The organism is Dokdonia genika, assembly GCF_042652845.1.
In the GTDB taxonomy this organism is placed as follows: domain Bacteria; phylum Bacteroidota; class Bacteroidia; order Flavobacteriales; family Flavobacteriaceae; genus Dokdonia; species Dokdonia donghaensis.
The window spans coordinates 83431-98008 of sequence record NZ_JBHSHB010000042.1; the positions used below are offsets into that span (position 1 = coordinate 83431).

At 37.3% G+C, this 14578-nt stretch carries 12 protein-coding genes; 3 read left to right on the forward strand and 9 right to left on the reverse strand.

All coding sequences use genetic code 11. The annotated features are described in order from the left end of the window. Positions 1-41 precede the first annotated feature (41 nt). Positions 42-1097 (forward strand): T9SS type A sorting domain-containing protein, encoded by a 1056-nt coding sequence (locus tag ACFO5T_RS14760; RefSeq protein ID WP_380035951.1) that lies wholly within the window; start codon positions 42-44, stop codon positions 1095-1097. 107 nt (positions 1098-1204) lie between these two features. Here the strand turns inward: ACFO5T_RS14760 and guaB are convergent, their stop codons facing one another. Beyond that, positions 1205-2677, reverse strand: a complete 1473-nt coding sequence (gene guaB / locus ACFO5T_RS14765) for an IMP dehydrogenase (RefSeq protein WP_038600485.1) — start codon at positions 2675-2677, stop codon at positions 1205-1207. Between the two features lie 330 nt (positions 2678-3007). Between guaB and ACFO5T_RS14770 the strand changes: the two genes are divergently transcribed. Further along, positions 3008-3253 (forward strand): hypothetical protein, encoded by a 246-nt coding sequence (locus ACFO5T_RS14770; protein ID WP_375252407.1) that lies wholly within the window; start codon positions 3008-3010, stop codon positions 3251-3253. Between the two features lie 89 nt (positions 3254-3342). Here ACFO5T_RS14770 and ACFO5T_RS14775 read toward each other — a convergent pair whose 3' ends face one another. From ACFO5T_RS14775 to ACFO5T_RS14810, 8 genes are all read right to left on the reverse strand, one after another. After that, positions 3343-5781, reverse strand: coding sequence for a TonB-dependent receptor domain-containing protein (locus ACFO5T_RS14775; protein ID WP_380035956.1), 2439 nt, complete (start codon positions 5779-5781; stop codon positions 3343-3345). After that, complete coding sequence (locus tag ACFO5T_RS14780) at positions 5762-7141, reverse strand: HTTM domain-containing protein (protein WP_380035959.1); 1380 nt, start codon at positions 7139-7141, stop codon at positions 5762-5764. Before ACFO5T_RS14780 ends, ACFO5T_RS14775 begins: the two co-directional genes overlap by 20 nt. Before the next feature lie 7 nt (positions 7142-7148). Continuing rightward, positions 7149-8270 (reverse strand): imelysin family protein, encoded by a 1122-nt coding sequence (locus tag ACFO5T_RS14785; protein WP_380035962.1) that lies wholly within the window; start codon positions 8268-8270, stop codon positions 7149-7151. Positions 8271-8339: 69 nt separating this feature from the next. Then, the gene (locus tag ACFO5T_RS14790) at positions 8340-9554 is read right to left on the reverse strand and encodes a DUF4856 domain-containing protein (protein WP_380035965.1); all 1215 of its coding nucleotides are present in this window, start codon (positions 9552-9554) and stop codon (positions 8340-8342) included. A gap of 260 nt (positions 9555-9814) precedes the next feature. Then, positions 9815-11092: a DEAD/DEAH box helicase gene (locus tag ACFO5T_RS14795; RefSeq protein WP_375252412.1), complete on the reverse strand. Its 1278-nt coding sequence runs from the start codon at positions 11090-11092 to the stop codon at positions 9815-9817. 124 nt (positions 11093-11216) lie between these two features. Further along, positions 11217-11987: a Kdo domain containing protein gene (locus tag ACFO5T_RS14800; protein ID WP_380035968.1), complete on the reverse strand. Its 771-nt coding sequence runs from the start codon at positions 11985-11987 to the stop codon at positions 11217-11219. A 1-nt stretch (position 11988) separates the two neighbouring features. Continuing rightward, positions 11989-12795: a glycosyltransferase family 2 protein gene (locus ACFO5T_RS14805; RefSeq protein WP_380035971.1), complete on the reverse strand. Its 807-nt coding sequence runs from the start codon at positions 12793-12795 to the stop codon at positions 11989-11991. Next, positions 12792-13898 carry a glycosyltransferase family 4 protein gene (locus ACFO5T_RS14810; protein WP_375252415.1) on the reverse strand — a complete coding sequence of 369 codons (1107 nt, stop codon included), beginning with the start codon at positions 13896-13898 and terminating at the stop codon, positions 12792-12794. The genes ACFO5T_RS14805 and ACFO5T_RS14810 overlap by 4 nt, the downstream gene beginning before the upstream one ends. Positions 13899-14005: 107 nt before the next feature. Here ACFO5T_RS14810 and ACFO5T_RS14815 point away from each other — a divergent pair, with 107 nt between their 5' ends. Continuing rightward, the gene (locus ACFO5T_RS14815; RefSeq protein WP_035328332.1) at positions 14006-14566 is read left to right on the forward strand and encodes an L-threonylcarbamoyladenylate synthase; all 561 of its coding nucleotides are present in this window, start codon (positions 14006-14008) and stop codon (positions 14564-14566) included. The last annotated feature ends 12 nt before the right edge of the window (positions 14567-14578 follow it).

Below are 14578 nucleotides of genomic sequence, written 5' to 3' on the forward strand. Positions count from 1 at the left end.
TTATTATTCACAGCGCAATTGCGTAATAAACAACCTTTATTATGAAGAAACTTACAACATTATTATTTTCGATCCTTTTACTCCTAAATGGTCTACAAAGCTCTGCACAGGGGAGCAGCGCTATCTCTCAGAATTTGCCTACACTTACTGGTTATCAAAATAACTATGGTAAACAGATTTTACCCAACTCACCTGGCTCTACTGTGCTTATTGCTGCATCACCAGCACACGAAGTATGGCTTTTTGATGTAGAGGAAAAAATAGAGGAGATAGGGAGACATAATGTTGTCACATTTAACACAACTACAGGCACACCCACTCTTGAGGAATTACAGGGGTATGATGCGGTCTTTACCTTTACAGATAGTGAGCCTAGTGACCCTATAGCTTTTGGTAATGTGCTCGCTCAATATATAGAGAGCGGAGGCGCAGTAGTAGATGCAACATTTGGAGCAAGTATACCTATTATGGGCGACTGGTCTTCATATGAATTATATATGCAATGTGGCCAAGCCAGTGATGCCTATCTAGGTCTTGGTACCATACATCATCCAGAGAGCACTATTATGACAGATATAAGTTTTATAGACGGTGGTATGGCATCTTTTCATAACGCAGAAGGATATATAGCAAACGGTGCTACAGTGATTGCTGAGTGGACAGATGGATCACCACTCATTATAACAAAAGACAATGTAGGACAAATGCACACAAGACGTGCTTACATAAATCTCTTTCCTCCATCTTCAGACTCTAGAACGGATTTTTGGGAAAGCAGCTCAGATGTGGGACAACTTATGTCTAACACTTTAGAGTGGGCAATAAATGCCGAGGCGCTTTCTACTAGCGCTGCACTACTAGATACCAGTATCAGTATTTACCCGAATCCAGCTCAGAGCTCAATAACCGTATCAAACCCTACGGATACAACTATCGTCAATGTTGAAATTATTAATATAGTGGGTAGTGTAGTAAAATCCTTTGATTTTACTAATGCAATTACCAGTCTTAATATTTCAGATTTACAGACAGGCGTATACTTCCTTAAACTTACTGGAGATAGAGCAAGCCAGTCACTACGATTCATTAAAAATTAATAAGTCCCCCAATTATTTAATGCCAAGAGCCGCCTCAAATTGAGGCGGCTCTTTTTTTATTTCACTATATGTAATTACGCTTTCGCGAAAGCGTAATCCTAAAATTTCTATCTACTATAGTTAGGAGCTTCCTTTGTGATAGTCACATCGTGTGGGTGACTCTCATTTATACCACTAGCAGTGATTTTTACAAATTGGCCATTTTCTTTAAGAGCCTCGATGCTACCAGCACCACAGTAACCCATACCAGCCCTTAGACCTCCTACAAACTGGTGGATACTCTCGTTAAGCTCACCTTTGTAAGGTACACGACCTACAATACCTTCTGGTACTAGTTTCTTAATGTCATCTTCTACATCTTGAAAGTAACGATCTTTTGAGCCTTGCTTCATAGCCTCTACAGACCCCATACCTCTATATGATTTGAACTTACGTCCTTCATAAATAATAGTCTCTCCTGGTGACTCTTTTGTACCTGCAAGTAAAGAACCTAGCATCACACAGTCTGCTCCTGCGGCAACTGCCTTAGGAATATCACCTGTATAACGTATGCCTCCATCTGCAATTACTGGAACTCCTGTACCTTTTATAGCCGCTGCACACTCTAACACGGCGCTAAACTGAGGAAAACCAACTCCCGCAACAACACGTGTTGTACAGATTGATCCTGGGCCTATACCTACTTTTACAGCATCTGCACCAGCTTCTACAAGGTATTTTGCCGCTGCTCCAGTAGCAATATTACCTACCACACAATCTAGTTCTGGGTAAGATGCTTTTACAGATTTTAAGACCTCTACCACACCTTTAGTATGACCGTGAGCTGTATCTATAACAATAGCATCTACTCCAGCTTTTACAAGTGCTCCAGCACGCTCTACAGCATCACCAGTAACACCTATAGCAGCTGCGACGCGTAGGCGACCAAATTTATCTTTATTTGCGTTAGGCTTTAAAGTAAGTTTTGTGATATCTCTAAAAGTGATGAGACCCACAAGTGTATTATCTCCTGTTACAACAGGTAGTTTTTCTATTTTATGATTTTGAAGTATCTCTTCTGCTTGTTGTAGAGAGGTTCCCTCAGCTGCAGTAACAAGATTTTCTGATGTCATCACCTCACTTACCGGACGGTCATTGTCTTTTTCAAAACGTAAGTCACGGTTTGTAACAATACCTATCAATTTTCCATTATCATCTACAATAGGAATTCCTCCTATACTATGCTCACGCATTGCAGCCTTTGCATCACTTACTAAAGATTTAAGAGGTAATGTTACAGGGTCTATAATCATCCCGCTCTCTGCACGCTTTACTTTACGCACCTTGATAGCCTGCTCATCTATAGTCATATTTTTGTGCAATACTCCTATACCACCTTCTTGAGCAATAGCAATTGCCATACGACTCTCTGTGACCGTATCCATCGCCGCAGAGACAATAGGTACATTAAGAGTGATGTTGCGAGTAAATTTTGATTGTATGCTTACTTCTCTAGGTAATACTTCAGAAAAAGCAGGAACTAGAAGTACGTCGTCATAGGTGAGCCCTTCTCCTAGAATTTTATTTTCGTGTGCAGTCATAGCAATTATTGTTTTAAGAGGTGAGAGTGGAGATTTTTACGCTTTCGCGAAAGCGTACTACTATAAATCCACGCTAACAATTAATTGCGTGCAAAGATACGCTTAATTAATCAATATAACTCGCCCATCTATCAAATCTACATTTAAGACATTTAAAATGAGTGATTTAAATAAAATATCGATAAGAAATTTTGAATCAATTTTACCGCAACTATCTCTTTATTCTTACTCAATCTAAATACAAACAACCTGATTAACAGTTATTTATAATTTTCAAACATTCTTTATTCATAACTTTAGGAAAGAATACGAACTTAAAAAAAGAAAAAGATGGCTATTAAACTTGCACATAACTGTATAAACTGTGATCAACTTAAAGACGATAATTATTGTAACAAACACCAAGTACACGTAAACTCAGCATATACCTGTGACAGCTTTGAAATGAAGGCTGTTCTTAAAGATGACCGTAACTGTGTTACTTGCAAGCGCTATGAAGAAAGCGATTGTGCAAACCCAAAAACTGCTGCACCGGGTATGCTCTGTGCATCGTGGGCACCACAAGCACAAGCTTAGTACTTTACTTATTAATAAATAATAAAAACCCTCTCATATCTTTATGTGAGGGCTTTTATTATATGTAGCATATCTCGTAAAAGACAGGCTTATAATTTAATCTGTAGTGTAGTATAAAATGTGAGAGGCTCTGCAGGTATAATACCAGGACCAGGATACCCGGTTGCTCTTCTTGTGAAATATGACTCATCAAGTGCATTATTAAGTCCAGCCTCTAGCTTAAACTGCTTCCAAGAGTAAGCTGCCGAAACATCTAGCACTCCATAAGAGGGAATACTCCCCTCTATACCACGCTGATTATCATTTACATCTTGTGGCGCATTTGTAGCATCTGTAAATTGCTCTGTGAGGTAGGTATACTGAACACTTGCTGTAAGATTCTTATAACCAAAATTTAATCCTGTTTTTAAATTTACATCTGGTATAAACTCTACCTCGTTACCCTCAACCCCTATCTCCTCAGAACTAAGATACTCTGAACTAGTAAGCGCGAGGTTTGTAAATAAATTGAGTTTAAACTCTTTATGACTTTCAAAAAATGTATTGCGTAGGTTCCAGTCTGTAAAAACCTCAAGGCCATAGATAAAAGCATCGCCTATATTACCACGACGCCTTTTTATACTACCATCTGTATCTTCAAAAAGCACTTCTCCTAGGCGATCATCATAGCGCACACCAAAGGCACTAATATCATAAGCAAACTTATTATCTATACGACCTCTTGCCCCTATATCTACGGTAAAGCCTTCTTCATCTTTAATATCTTCATCTACCACAAAAGATGGGTTTACCACTCGTATATCATTAAAAGTAACAGAACGATAGTTTTGACTAAAGTTACCATACAACTCAACAGCCGGAGACAACTGGTATGTAGTACCAAGTCCCAACAATAAAAAGTCACGTTCAAAATCACGATTATCTGCCAGGTCTTGATTTACAAGCACGTTACCTGCTAGATCTAACACGATGTCTTTATAAGAACCAGCACTTGCTGTTTTTATATACTCAAATCTAAAGCCGGGTGTAATCGTAAACCTTTCTGTAAGGTTAAAAATATTTTCTCCAAAAACCGCTAAGTTCTTATTAGGAAAATCAAACTGCGCCTGTCGTTCATAATTAGGAAAGTGCTCTGTTGCAAAGCTAAAATCTGCATCGCCAGCTGTAGTTCCGGGTCCTTGCTGCTGGCTATTACTAGCATCATAGTACTTACTTCCTATCAAGAAGACCGCATCTTTATCACCTATACGATACCTACTAAGTAATCTCGCCTCTGCTCCCCAGTTTGTAAAATTATCTACAAGAAGTTCTCTAGGCTCTTCTACATCATCTGGTTGTGATACTCTATTTGTTCTAAAACCTACAGCGCTACGTTGTGCATCTAGACCAAAAACATTTAAACTAAAATCTGTTTTATCACTAAAAGCGTGATCAAGTCGCAAAGAGTACACCTTCCAGTCTACATCAAACCAGTTACGGTCACGGTTGCTAAAGTTAGGGTCTTCTATAAATTGAGCATCTGTAAGGCCTCCAGCCTGTTTTGCTAAATAATTAAAAAGAGTGAGTTCTCCCGTAAGTGTAGTGCGCTCGCTTAACTCATATGCCACGTGTGCAAAATAATTACGACTGTTAAACTGAGAGTTAGGTCTCCAGCCATCACCTTCTTTGTAGTTAAAATATGTGTAGTAGCTTAATTTACCTACCGTACCGCTTAGGCTATTAAAAGAGGTAAACAATCCATACGAGCCTGCGGTTTGCCTTGATATTAATTCAATCTTCTTATCTTTTACGGGTTCTCTGAATTTAAAATTTATCAATCCGCCAAACTGTGTTCCGTACTGTAAAGATGCAGCACCACGCACTACTTGTATCTCTTTAAGCGCCTCTGCCGGTGGTGTATAGTAACTCTCTGGATACCCCAGCACATCTGCACTTATGTCATAATTATTCTGTCGTATATTAAAGTTTGCAGAGCGATTAGGGTCTAGACCACGGCCACCTATATTAAGCTGCAACCCTGCATCGCCGTTCTCGTAGATATTAAGGCCTACTACCTGGCTATATATTTGTCTCGGGGCATTTGCGGCAAGGTTTGCCGTAAGTTGATCTACCAGTACTACTTCACTTTTTTTACCCGCATAAATTGCAGTTCCTTCAACTTTTTTAAGTGATCGTAAGGCAAAAATCTTTTCTCTTCGGCTTGTGAGTACTACCTCGCTTAGAGATTCACCTAGTGGTGTAAGTGTATAGTCTTTTACAGTTTCTCCTTCTATACGTATTTGTTGCTCTACAAGTTCATAAGCCAGTCCAAAAACGATGAGGTTAAACGTGCCGTTTTCTATATTTTCAAAACGGTATTTTCCAGCCGCATCTGTACTAGCTACTTGATTTGCTTCTCTTAAGTAAATCTCAACATCTTCTAGCGCCTTCCCATCTTGAGAAGAAATTGTACCGCTCAGGCTGCTCTGAGCAATGGCAGTAGTTGCTATAAGTATAAAAACAAGTGTATTATAAACCTTTAATCTCATCTGTAAATGGGATAACCCACGTTTTGTGTTTAAAAGAATCTTCTATTTCTGCCAGATTTACCTCTGGATCTATGTATGTTGTACTCAATCTCCCATTAAGAGCAACGTATGACTCAACATATACTTGCACCTCTTGATGGCCTTGACTCTCAAAATGGTCGCGAAGATAGTGAGCATACTCGAGAATAAAGTCTGGCTGGAAACTCATTTGCTTTTCTTGCAACGGAGTCAAAAAATCTGTGTTATCTACATAAAATCGTCTGCCTGTCACACCGTCTACTATTTTAAACTGAGCATACCCAGATTTTTCCATAAGCATCACGCGCCAGGAGAAACGATAACCCTCTTCGGTCCAGAATAACTCACCAGGATAAGCTAGATATCGCCACGGTAATAAAATCTGTATCACAAAGAATATGACAACAACAGCAACCGCATAATTTTTTGAAATAGCAGAACTAGTAATGTATTTCTTACTCGTTTTGAGTAGTGCTGTGGGGTATTTTAACGCTTTCGCGAAAGCGTAAATAATCTTTTTATGAAACGCTGCGTCAAAAAAGATGAGTGCGCTTACAATCATCACATAAGGAAACATCCCGATAGGAAATAACACGCGTGTAAGCACGTGAAAGATTATTACCATTACAAAGGCATAAGGGCGCGTCTTTTTATACAGCAAAAAGAAGGGAATAAACAAGTCATAACCCGCACCAAACCAGCTGAAGGCATACTGAACCCACTCCTCACCCATAAGGTTGCCTATGAGGGGTATATCAAATTTAGACGGTAACCATATTTTAAGCGGCATCGCTTTAAAGAGCCAGTCACTATTAAGTTTTGCCAGACCGGCATACACATAAACAATACCCAAAAGCAGTTTTATACTATCTATAGTCCAAGCAGGGATGAATTGTGGTGGGATTGTGTTACGCTTTCGCGAAAGCGTAATAGCATCTACAGAAAAGTAAGCTCCAGCTGGAAGAAATATCATCAAGAAGCTTAACATACTGATGAAGTAGTAGTGGTTAAGATACATTGTCTTATCCATAAGCTCTATGTAAGTAAAGCTTAAAAAGAAAATTATAATTGCCCAGCGGTATTTATAACCTACCATTACAAAGAGGCTACTTAATGCACAAATGGCAAAAAGTAAGTAGGTATAATCACCTAAGGGTCTCACCCACTCAAACCCGTAGAAAGTAAAGTGAAAGCTAGGAGTGATGTAAAATTTTTCTATCCATCCATAACTCCAAAAGCGCGCAATACTCGCAAACATTAACACACCAAAAAACACACGAAAGACCGCTAGTGGTGCGGCCTCTCTTTGTGTATTTAAATATGTTGTTATGCGTGAACTCATCTAGTATCTAATCTCCGTCTGCATCTGCAAAGTCTATACTTATACTCATAGCGCTTACCATATCTACTTTGAGTAATGGTACAAGGCGTTGTACCTCATCATAAGCGTTTAAGAAATTTGTAGGAGGGTTTACGGCCAGCTCCTGCTCAAAGTTACCTAAAGCAGAAACTACGGTTCTTGAAACGTCAAATTGAGAATTGATTATCTCGCTCAAATCTGCCCCATCCTTAATCGCATTAAGTTCATCTAAGTAACTCGCAAGGCTCTCGCCTTGTGCGCTGCTGTTATATGCTTTACCATTAAAGAAATCTTGGGTAGCGTTAAGTCCTACTATAAAAAGATCTTTTGAGATACCTCCAGCATAAAGTGCTTCTATATTATTAGGCTCAACACTTCCAGAAAACACGCCTCCAGGGATACCCATTTTTCCTGCTCTTAAGTGCTTCTCAAAATAAAAGATATAATCATTTACAAAACGATCTGTAGATGCCGTTGCAGATGCCCCGTCATTTGCAACAAAGGTTTCTCTGTAATCTCCTTCCCACTCGTTAAGTACTGTGGTCGCAAGAGTTTTCATATCTGCCGTTATATCTACAAGGTATTGCTTGTAAGCATCGCCATCTGTACCGTTATAAATTGCAAGTATAGCTGCGTCGTCTTCACCTAGACCATATAGTAAGTAGTCTATTGCTGGAAAGCCTTTGGCTGCTCTGTTAGAAGAAAGATCTAAGTTATAAGATCCTGCTGTGATGTTATCTTCTATAGTAGCGACATTTGCCGGGTATATATTTACATTAAGACGTAAGTTAACCGTCTCTGCAGGTCCTACTTCAAACATAGATACACGTTGCCAAGTGGTATATGCATCTATCCAAGCTGCTCTTACCGCGGTAAGGTCACTAGGCGTATCTGTAAATGAGGCTACTTGCGCTTCTAGCGTAGTAACTTTTGCGACAAAGTCTTGATAACCTGGTATTATAATATTATCTGCCCAGTTTGTGAGCATCGCACTACGATCAAAAGTTACTGGAGTTACAGTATCTGTATCATCTGTACTTACTGTGGTGTCATCTCCTCCACAGGCATAAATGAATAGCGAAATTGCTAGTATTCCAAAAATTCTTTTCATAAGTAATTCTTTTTTTTACCACCAAAAGGGAGCCAATGGGCTCCCTTTATAGTTACATACAAACTCAAATTAACTTCCTGCCTGCGTCACTGTAAAATCAAATTGTGCCGCAATAGCAGTAGATATAGCATCAAGGGTTTCTGGAGTAACATCCCATAAACCATTATCTGCTGTAAGCTGACTAATAAATGCATTTACCTCTTCTGTAGAAAGGTAAGGTGCATCTGTATTAGGGTTACGTGTAAACTGTAAACTGTACACAAACCCAAAACCTTCTGATAGATCGTGAAAAGCAGCACCGTAATCTCCTGCTTCTATGGCATTTTTACCTTGCTGTAAGTAGTATACAGCACGTATACCTACTACTTCAGATAATCTTGTTCTTAATATTTCTGCCTGCTCATCTCGAAGCTCATAATCTCCTGCTACAATAGCAGCACGACCTAGTTTAAAAGCATCAAAAACTTCTTGAGCAATTCCTGCAAAATCTTCATCTCCTTCTACTCTACCTAAGTACTTATTAAGAAAGTTATCATCTGTTCCTGCTGTAGCATTTGCATTTGCCGCATCTGCAGCATTACCGTATAGGTAACCAAATGCTTCATCCCATTTGTGTTCCATATTAGTATAAGACTTCCCTTCTACTACAACACCGTTATCATTATCTTCTACATTAGTAGCTTCGTCAAGAACAGCCGTACCTAAATAATTATTAAGCGCTTGATCTATCATAAGAGCTCCTATAAGTCCCTTTGCAACTATCTGGTTGTACTCAAAACCTTGAGCGTTTACATATCTTGTACTCTCTCCATCTGCAATCTGACCAGCTACACCAGCTTCTGCTACTGTATTTTGAGCTGGAAAAACTTCGTTTACTTGATCTGCAAGACGTGCTTCAAAAAACGCCTTAACTGTTGCAGATCCTGCTGCATCACCAGCATAATAATCTGTAGAGGCAGCAACCTTGCTTTTTATACTTTTATCTGAAGCATTTAAATCTTCATTTTCAAAAGGGTTTTCTTCATTTGAAAACATATTAGATAGTGACGCTACAGTTGCATTGTCAAAATTGCTCATCTCGCTTACAAGCTCTTGAGCCATTTGTATTCTAGTAGTTTGACCAGAAAAGCTTACAGTACTTTCTCCATCTCTCTCAAAAGAGTATGTAGCCGGTGCCGTTACTTCTATATCTGTACCTCCATCAGTTATTACTGGATCATCATCTTCACAAGATGTAAATGCAATTGTCGTAAGTGCTAGGGCTATTGGTAAGTAGTTCTTCATTTTTATTTAGACTTATTATAAATAGTAAATTTGTTTACGACGGCAAAAATAAGAGAGAGTAACGGTCTACACAACTTTATTTAGAATAAATAAGAATAAGAAATTGTTAAGTATTTGTTTTTTCTACGCAAACGACACTCAAACTATTTATTTTCAATTACTTGAGTGCGGTTTCTCTTATTTTCAAATTTTATGAAATACTAAAAAAAAAATCCCCTTAGAAAACTAAGGGGACTATAAAATCTAAGTTTTAAACTTAATTATCTTCTTCTAGATCTACCAGAACGACTGTTAGATTTATCATTTCTTTTCTCACCAGATGGTTTACTATTACGACTATTACGGCGTCCTTGCTGGTGACGCGCTTTATTTTCTGCTGCCTCCTTTTTAAGTTGCTCTAATGTATCTGTAGGTTGAAAACCTTCTAGCACCTCGCTATGAAGTTTTTCTCCTAATAGTTTTTCAATACTACGTACATAAGCAACCTCATCTACCCCTACTAAAGATATAGCCTGACCGCTAGCTCCTGCTCTACCTGTACGACCTATTCTATGTACATAATCTTCTGGCACATTAGGAAGCTCGTAGTTTATAACATAAGGTAATAAAGGGATATCAAGACCACGTGCAGCAATATCTGTTGCTACAAGCACTCTTATTTTACCACTTTTAAACCCTGCAAGTGCTTTTACTCTCGCATTTTGTGTTTTATTACCGTGTATAGCTGCAGATGTTATTCCTGCTTTATCAAGTTTTTGACTAAGACGGTTTGCACCGTGCTTTGTTCTTGTAAATACCAGTACCTGATCCCAGTTACCTTCATTAATAAACTTTATAAGCATTTCGGTCTTACGAGACTTATCTACTCTGTAGGTTTTCTGGTCTACTTTTTCGGCGGTTGTGTTTTCTGGTGTTGCTTCTACTAGTACCGGATTTGTAAGTATACTACTTGCAAGTTTCTTAATATCTTTATTAAAAGTAGCGCTAAAAAGCAGGTTCTGTCTCTTTGCAGGTACTAATCGTAATACTTTTTTAATATCGTGTATGAACCCCATATCAAGCATACGGTCTGCTTCATCAAGCACTAAAAACTCAATATCAGAAAGACTAAGTAGGCCTTGATTCTCAAGATCAAGTAGTCTCCCTGGTGTTGCCACAAGGATATCTACTCCTTGACGTATGGTACGTACTTGAGGATTTTGATTTACTCCGCCAAAAATTACTGTAGATTTAATATCTACGTACTTACTATACTCGCGCACATTATCATAGATCTGAGCAGCTAGCTCTCTAGTAGGTGTAAGTACAAGCGCTCTTACTTTGCGCCTACCTTGTCGCGGGTTTGCGATAAGGTTGTGTAACATAGGTAATGTAAAGCCTGCGGTTTTACCGGTACCCGTTTGAGCACTGGCAAGAACATCTTTACCTTCTAGTACTTTTGGAATTGCTTTTTGTTGAATAGGTGATGGCGTTGTATAGCCTTTTTCGCTCACAGCTTTGAGCAGGGCGTCAGATAGCCCCAAAGATTTAAATGACATAAATAGGTTTTCTGAAATGACCTATATGCAGCCACTTCTATATAATCGCGAAGGTAGAACTAAATAACGACTTGCTGTCTTATTATCACAAGTAAGAACTAATCTACACACAATTGACGCAACTTTATGCTTTCTTCCAAAATTTTAGCTTCTTTTTTAGCTGTTGCTTTTTGTGAAATTTTTCTTGAAAAGACTGAGTTGCATTGCATATAGCTTTGTAAACTTTTTCTTGATCTTCTCCACTTTCTTTCGCGTAAGCTTTTGCCATAATAGCAATATCACTCTCATTATATGAAAGGCGTTCAAAATTTGTCATACGAGTTTCAAAATCCATAGATCCGAAATTCATACGATTGAGATCTACGAGGTAAAAATCATAGCCATCATCCTTGATTACAATAAGCGTATTACCAGGAGAATGATCTAGAAAATGTATGCCTTTATTGTGAAGTGTATACGTGAATTTTGCAAAGGCTGCTAGTATCTCTTTATTACCCTTGTAAATACCTTCGGTTGTGAGCTCTCTATACGTAAGGTCATACTTAAGATGCTTACTTACATAATAACTATGACCAAAGAGTATAGTTTCTTCTTCAAAATATGCAATGGGCGTAGGAGTTAAAATCCCGTTCTCAAGTAACTTATGTGCGTAAGTAAATGAGCGTTCGGCCTTTGAGCTTCTAAAAAATTTATAAGCAATTTTATTTATAAGGTGAGGAACTTTAAATGACTTTACATTAATCGTCTCATCACCTATATTAAATAGTTTAAGTGAGTTACGATCACGCTCATCAAAGGATTTTCCTTGTGTATCAAAATTAATTATTAAACTAATTATCTCTTTAGGATTTCCTTTAAAATTGGGTGAAAATGTTTTTGTAAATTCAATCACCATATTAGTCTGTAAAAAATTCTTTATTAATGTATTTTGACACACCATTACTACAAAATATGATTTTTTTATTTATTGCTTCTTGTTGTATACTATCGTTGATTGTAAGTCTTGCTTTAGAATTTATTTTATGCCAAATATGATAAACAATACCTCTATATCTCAGTCTCCTACCTTTAACATTATTATTAGTCAGTCTAATAATAAGTTCTGAATCTTCTCTACCCCAACCAGTCATATCTTCATTGTAACCATTTACAGCAATAAAATCATCTCTCCAAAATGAAAAATTACATCCTCTAAATTTATCAGGCACACCTAATTTACCCTTAAAGAAATTACTTAAAAATGGAGAGTGAAGTGTTCTTGTTTTATTCTTTATTTGTTTTGAAAACACATTAAAGATTTTGATACGTTTCATCAATATTTCGGTCGCAAAAGGTTGTTTAATATTAACCCGGCTACCATATAAGTAAAAACCTCTATTAGCAAAAGCTGTGTGATCTTCTACAAAATTAGGATGTAAAATACAATCCCCATCTACCTGTATAATATACTCAGAATTTGTAAAAGCAATAGTTTTATTGAGTATTATTGATTTCCTAAAACCAATATCCTCTTGCCAGAAATGCTTTACGCTTACAGAAGATTTACTTATAAAATCATCGATCACCTTTTTAGTTTTAGAGTCTGATCCATCATCTGCAATCAGTATTTCATTTGGAGGTAGGGTTTGAACTAAAACACTATCTAATACTAATTGTAATGCATCTGGCCAATTATAAGTACTTATAAGTAATGCGGTTTTCATAAAGCGATAACTTTTTGATAAATATTAAAAATTTGCTTTGTGGTAGACCCAGTTGTATAATTTTCCATTAACTCTTGATATGCTTTGTCAACGTACTTTTTTGTATTCAAATCTTCTATTAAAGTATCTTTAATAGCCTGAGCAATTGCTTTATAGTCTTTAATAGGCGCCAGACGGCCCGTCTCTCGATCTTTTACAACCTCAGGTATACCACCTGCTGCTGTGCATATCACGGGAATTTTATAATAAAAACTCTCGTAGTTTACGAGTCCCATACCTTCCCTTTCTGAAGTTAAAACGTGTGCATCTAGTTGTGGTAACAAGCCAGATGCGTTAGGCACAGCGCCTAAAAATGTGATGTAGCTAGACAATTTAAAGTGAGTAACCTCATCTTTAAGTGCCTGGGTATGCTTAGAAGGTGCGCCTATCTGTACAATGTGTATCTTACGTTCTCCTAAAGTATTTACTAAGTGATGTATTGATTTTATAAACGTATGTAAATCTTTTGCTGGAGTGTGGTTTGCGATATTACCTACTAGTTTTATATCACATTTTGTATCCAGTTTTTCCCGTAGGTTTATCTCATTTTTGACCATTCTATCTAGTTGTATACCGTCATATACTACTTCAAGTCTTGACCAGTTTTTTTTAAAAATTATCTGTTCTCTCATCTGAGATGCAGTGTGTTTAGAGATGCAAATAATTTTTTTAATACCCTTAAAGTTGTATTTAAACTTACTAAAGAAGCTCATACTACTTCCCATACCTTTTTTAGAGAGAATAGCAGGAATTTTATTTTTAGAAAAAATATATTCTTTCATAAAAAACATAATTGCATTACTCGTATGAAGATGTATAATATCTGGCGCAATTGCCTTTTTTACTCTAGCATATTCCTTTTTATTTTCTGCATTTTTAAATTTAGAGTGGGGCGCTTCTATAAAGTCAATTCCTGCTATTTTAAGAGCTTTAGAAAGCTCGCTATCTCTTGCACAAAAAATAGTGTTTTTAACCCCAAGCTTTTCAAGTTCTATTACCATATCAATAAGCTGTTGCTCATTACCTCCCCAAGGTCGAGAACCATTAATATGTAAAATGTGCATACAGATATTTTTTTCAAAAATAATCAAAATTAAAGCAGAGAGTACCTCTTAGATTTTTAAAAGAGCAATCTTTTATATTTATCTTTGCAAATGAAAGAGATCATTTAATGAAAGAAGAACACGACGCAGCACTAGCAGTACTTAAACGCGGGGGTCTCATCCTCTACCCTACAGATACCGTATGGGGTATAGGTTGTGATGCGACTAATCCAGACGCCGTAGATAAAGTATATGCACTAAAAAAACGAGCAGAAAGTAAATCTCTAATCTGCTTAGTAAGTGACTTCAAAATGCTCAACCAGTATGTAGAAAATATACCTGAGGTAGCTTATGATATTCTTAAATATGCTGCAAAGCCTACTACCATTATCTACGACGATCCTATACGTGTAGCCACTAATGTTATTGCGCCGGACAACAGTACAGCATTTAGAGTATGTCGCAATCAGTTTTGTAATTTTCTTCTTAAAAAGTTTAAAAAACCTATCGTTTCAACCAGTGCAAATATTACTGGACAACCTACACCACAAAGCTTTAGCGAGATCTCACAAGAGATTATAGATGGTGTAGATTATGTAGTAAACATAGATCGCAGTCGTAAATCTAGCAAACCAAGTGCTATTATAAAACTTACAGAAGACGGTAAAGTAACTATTATTAGAAAGTAGTTTTTTACGCTT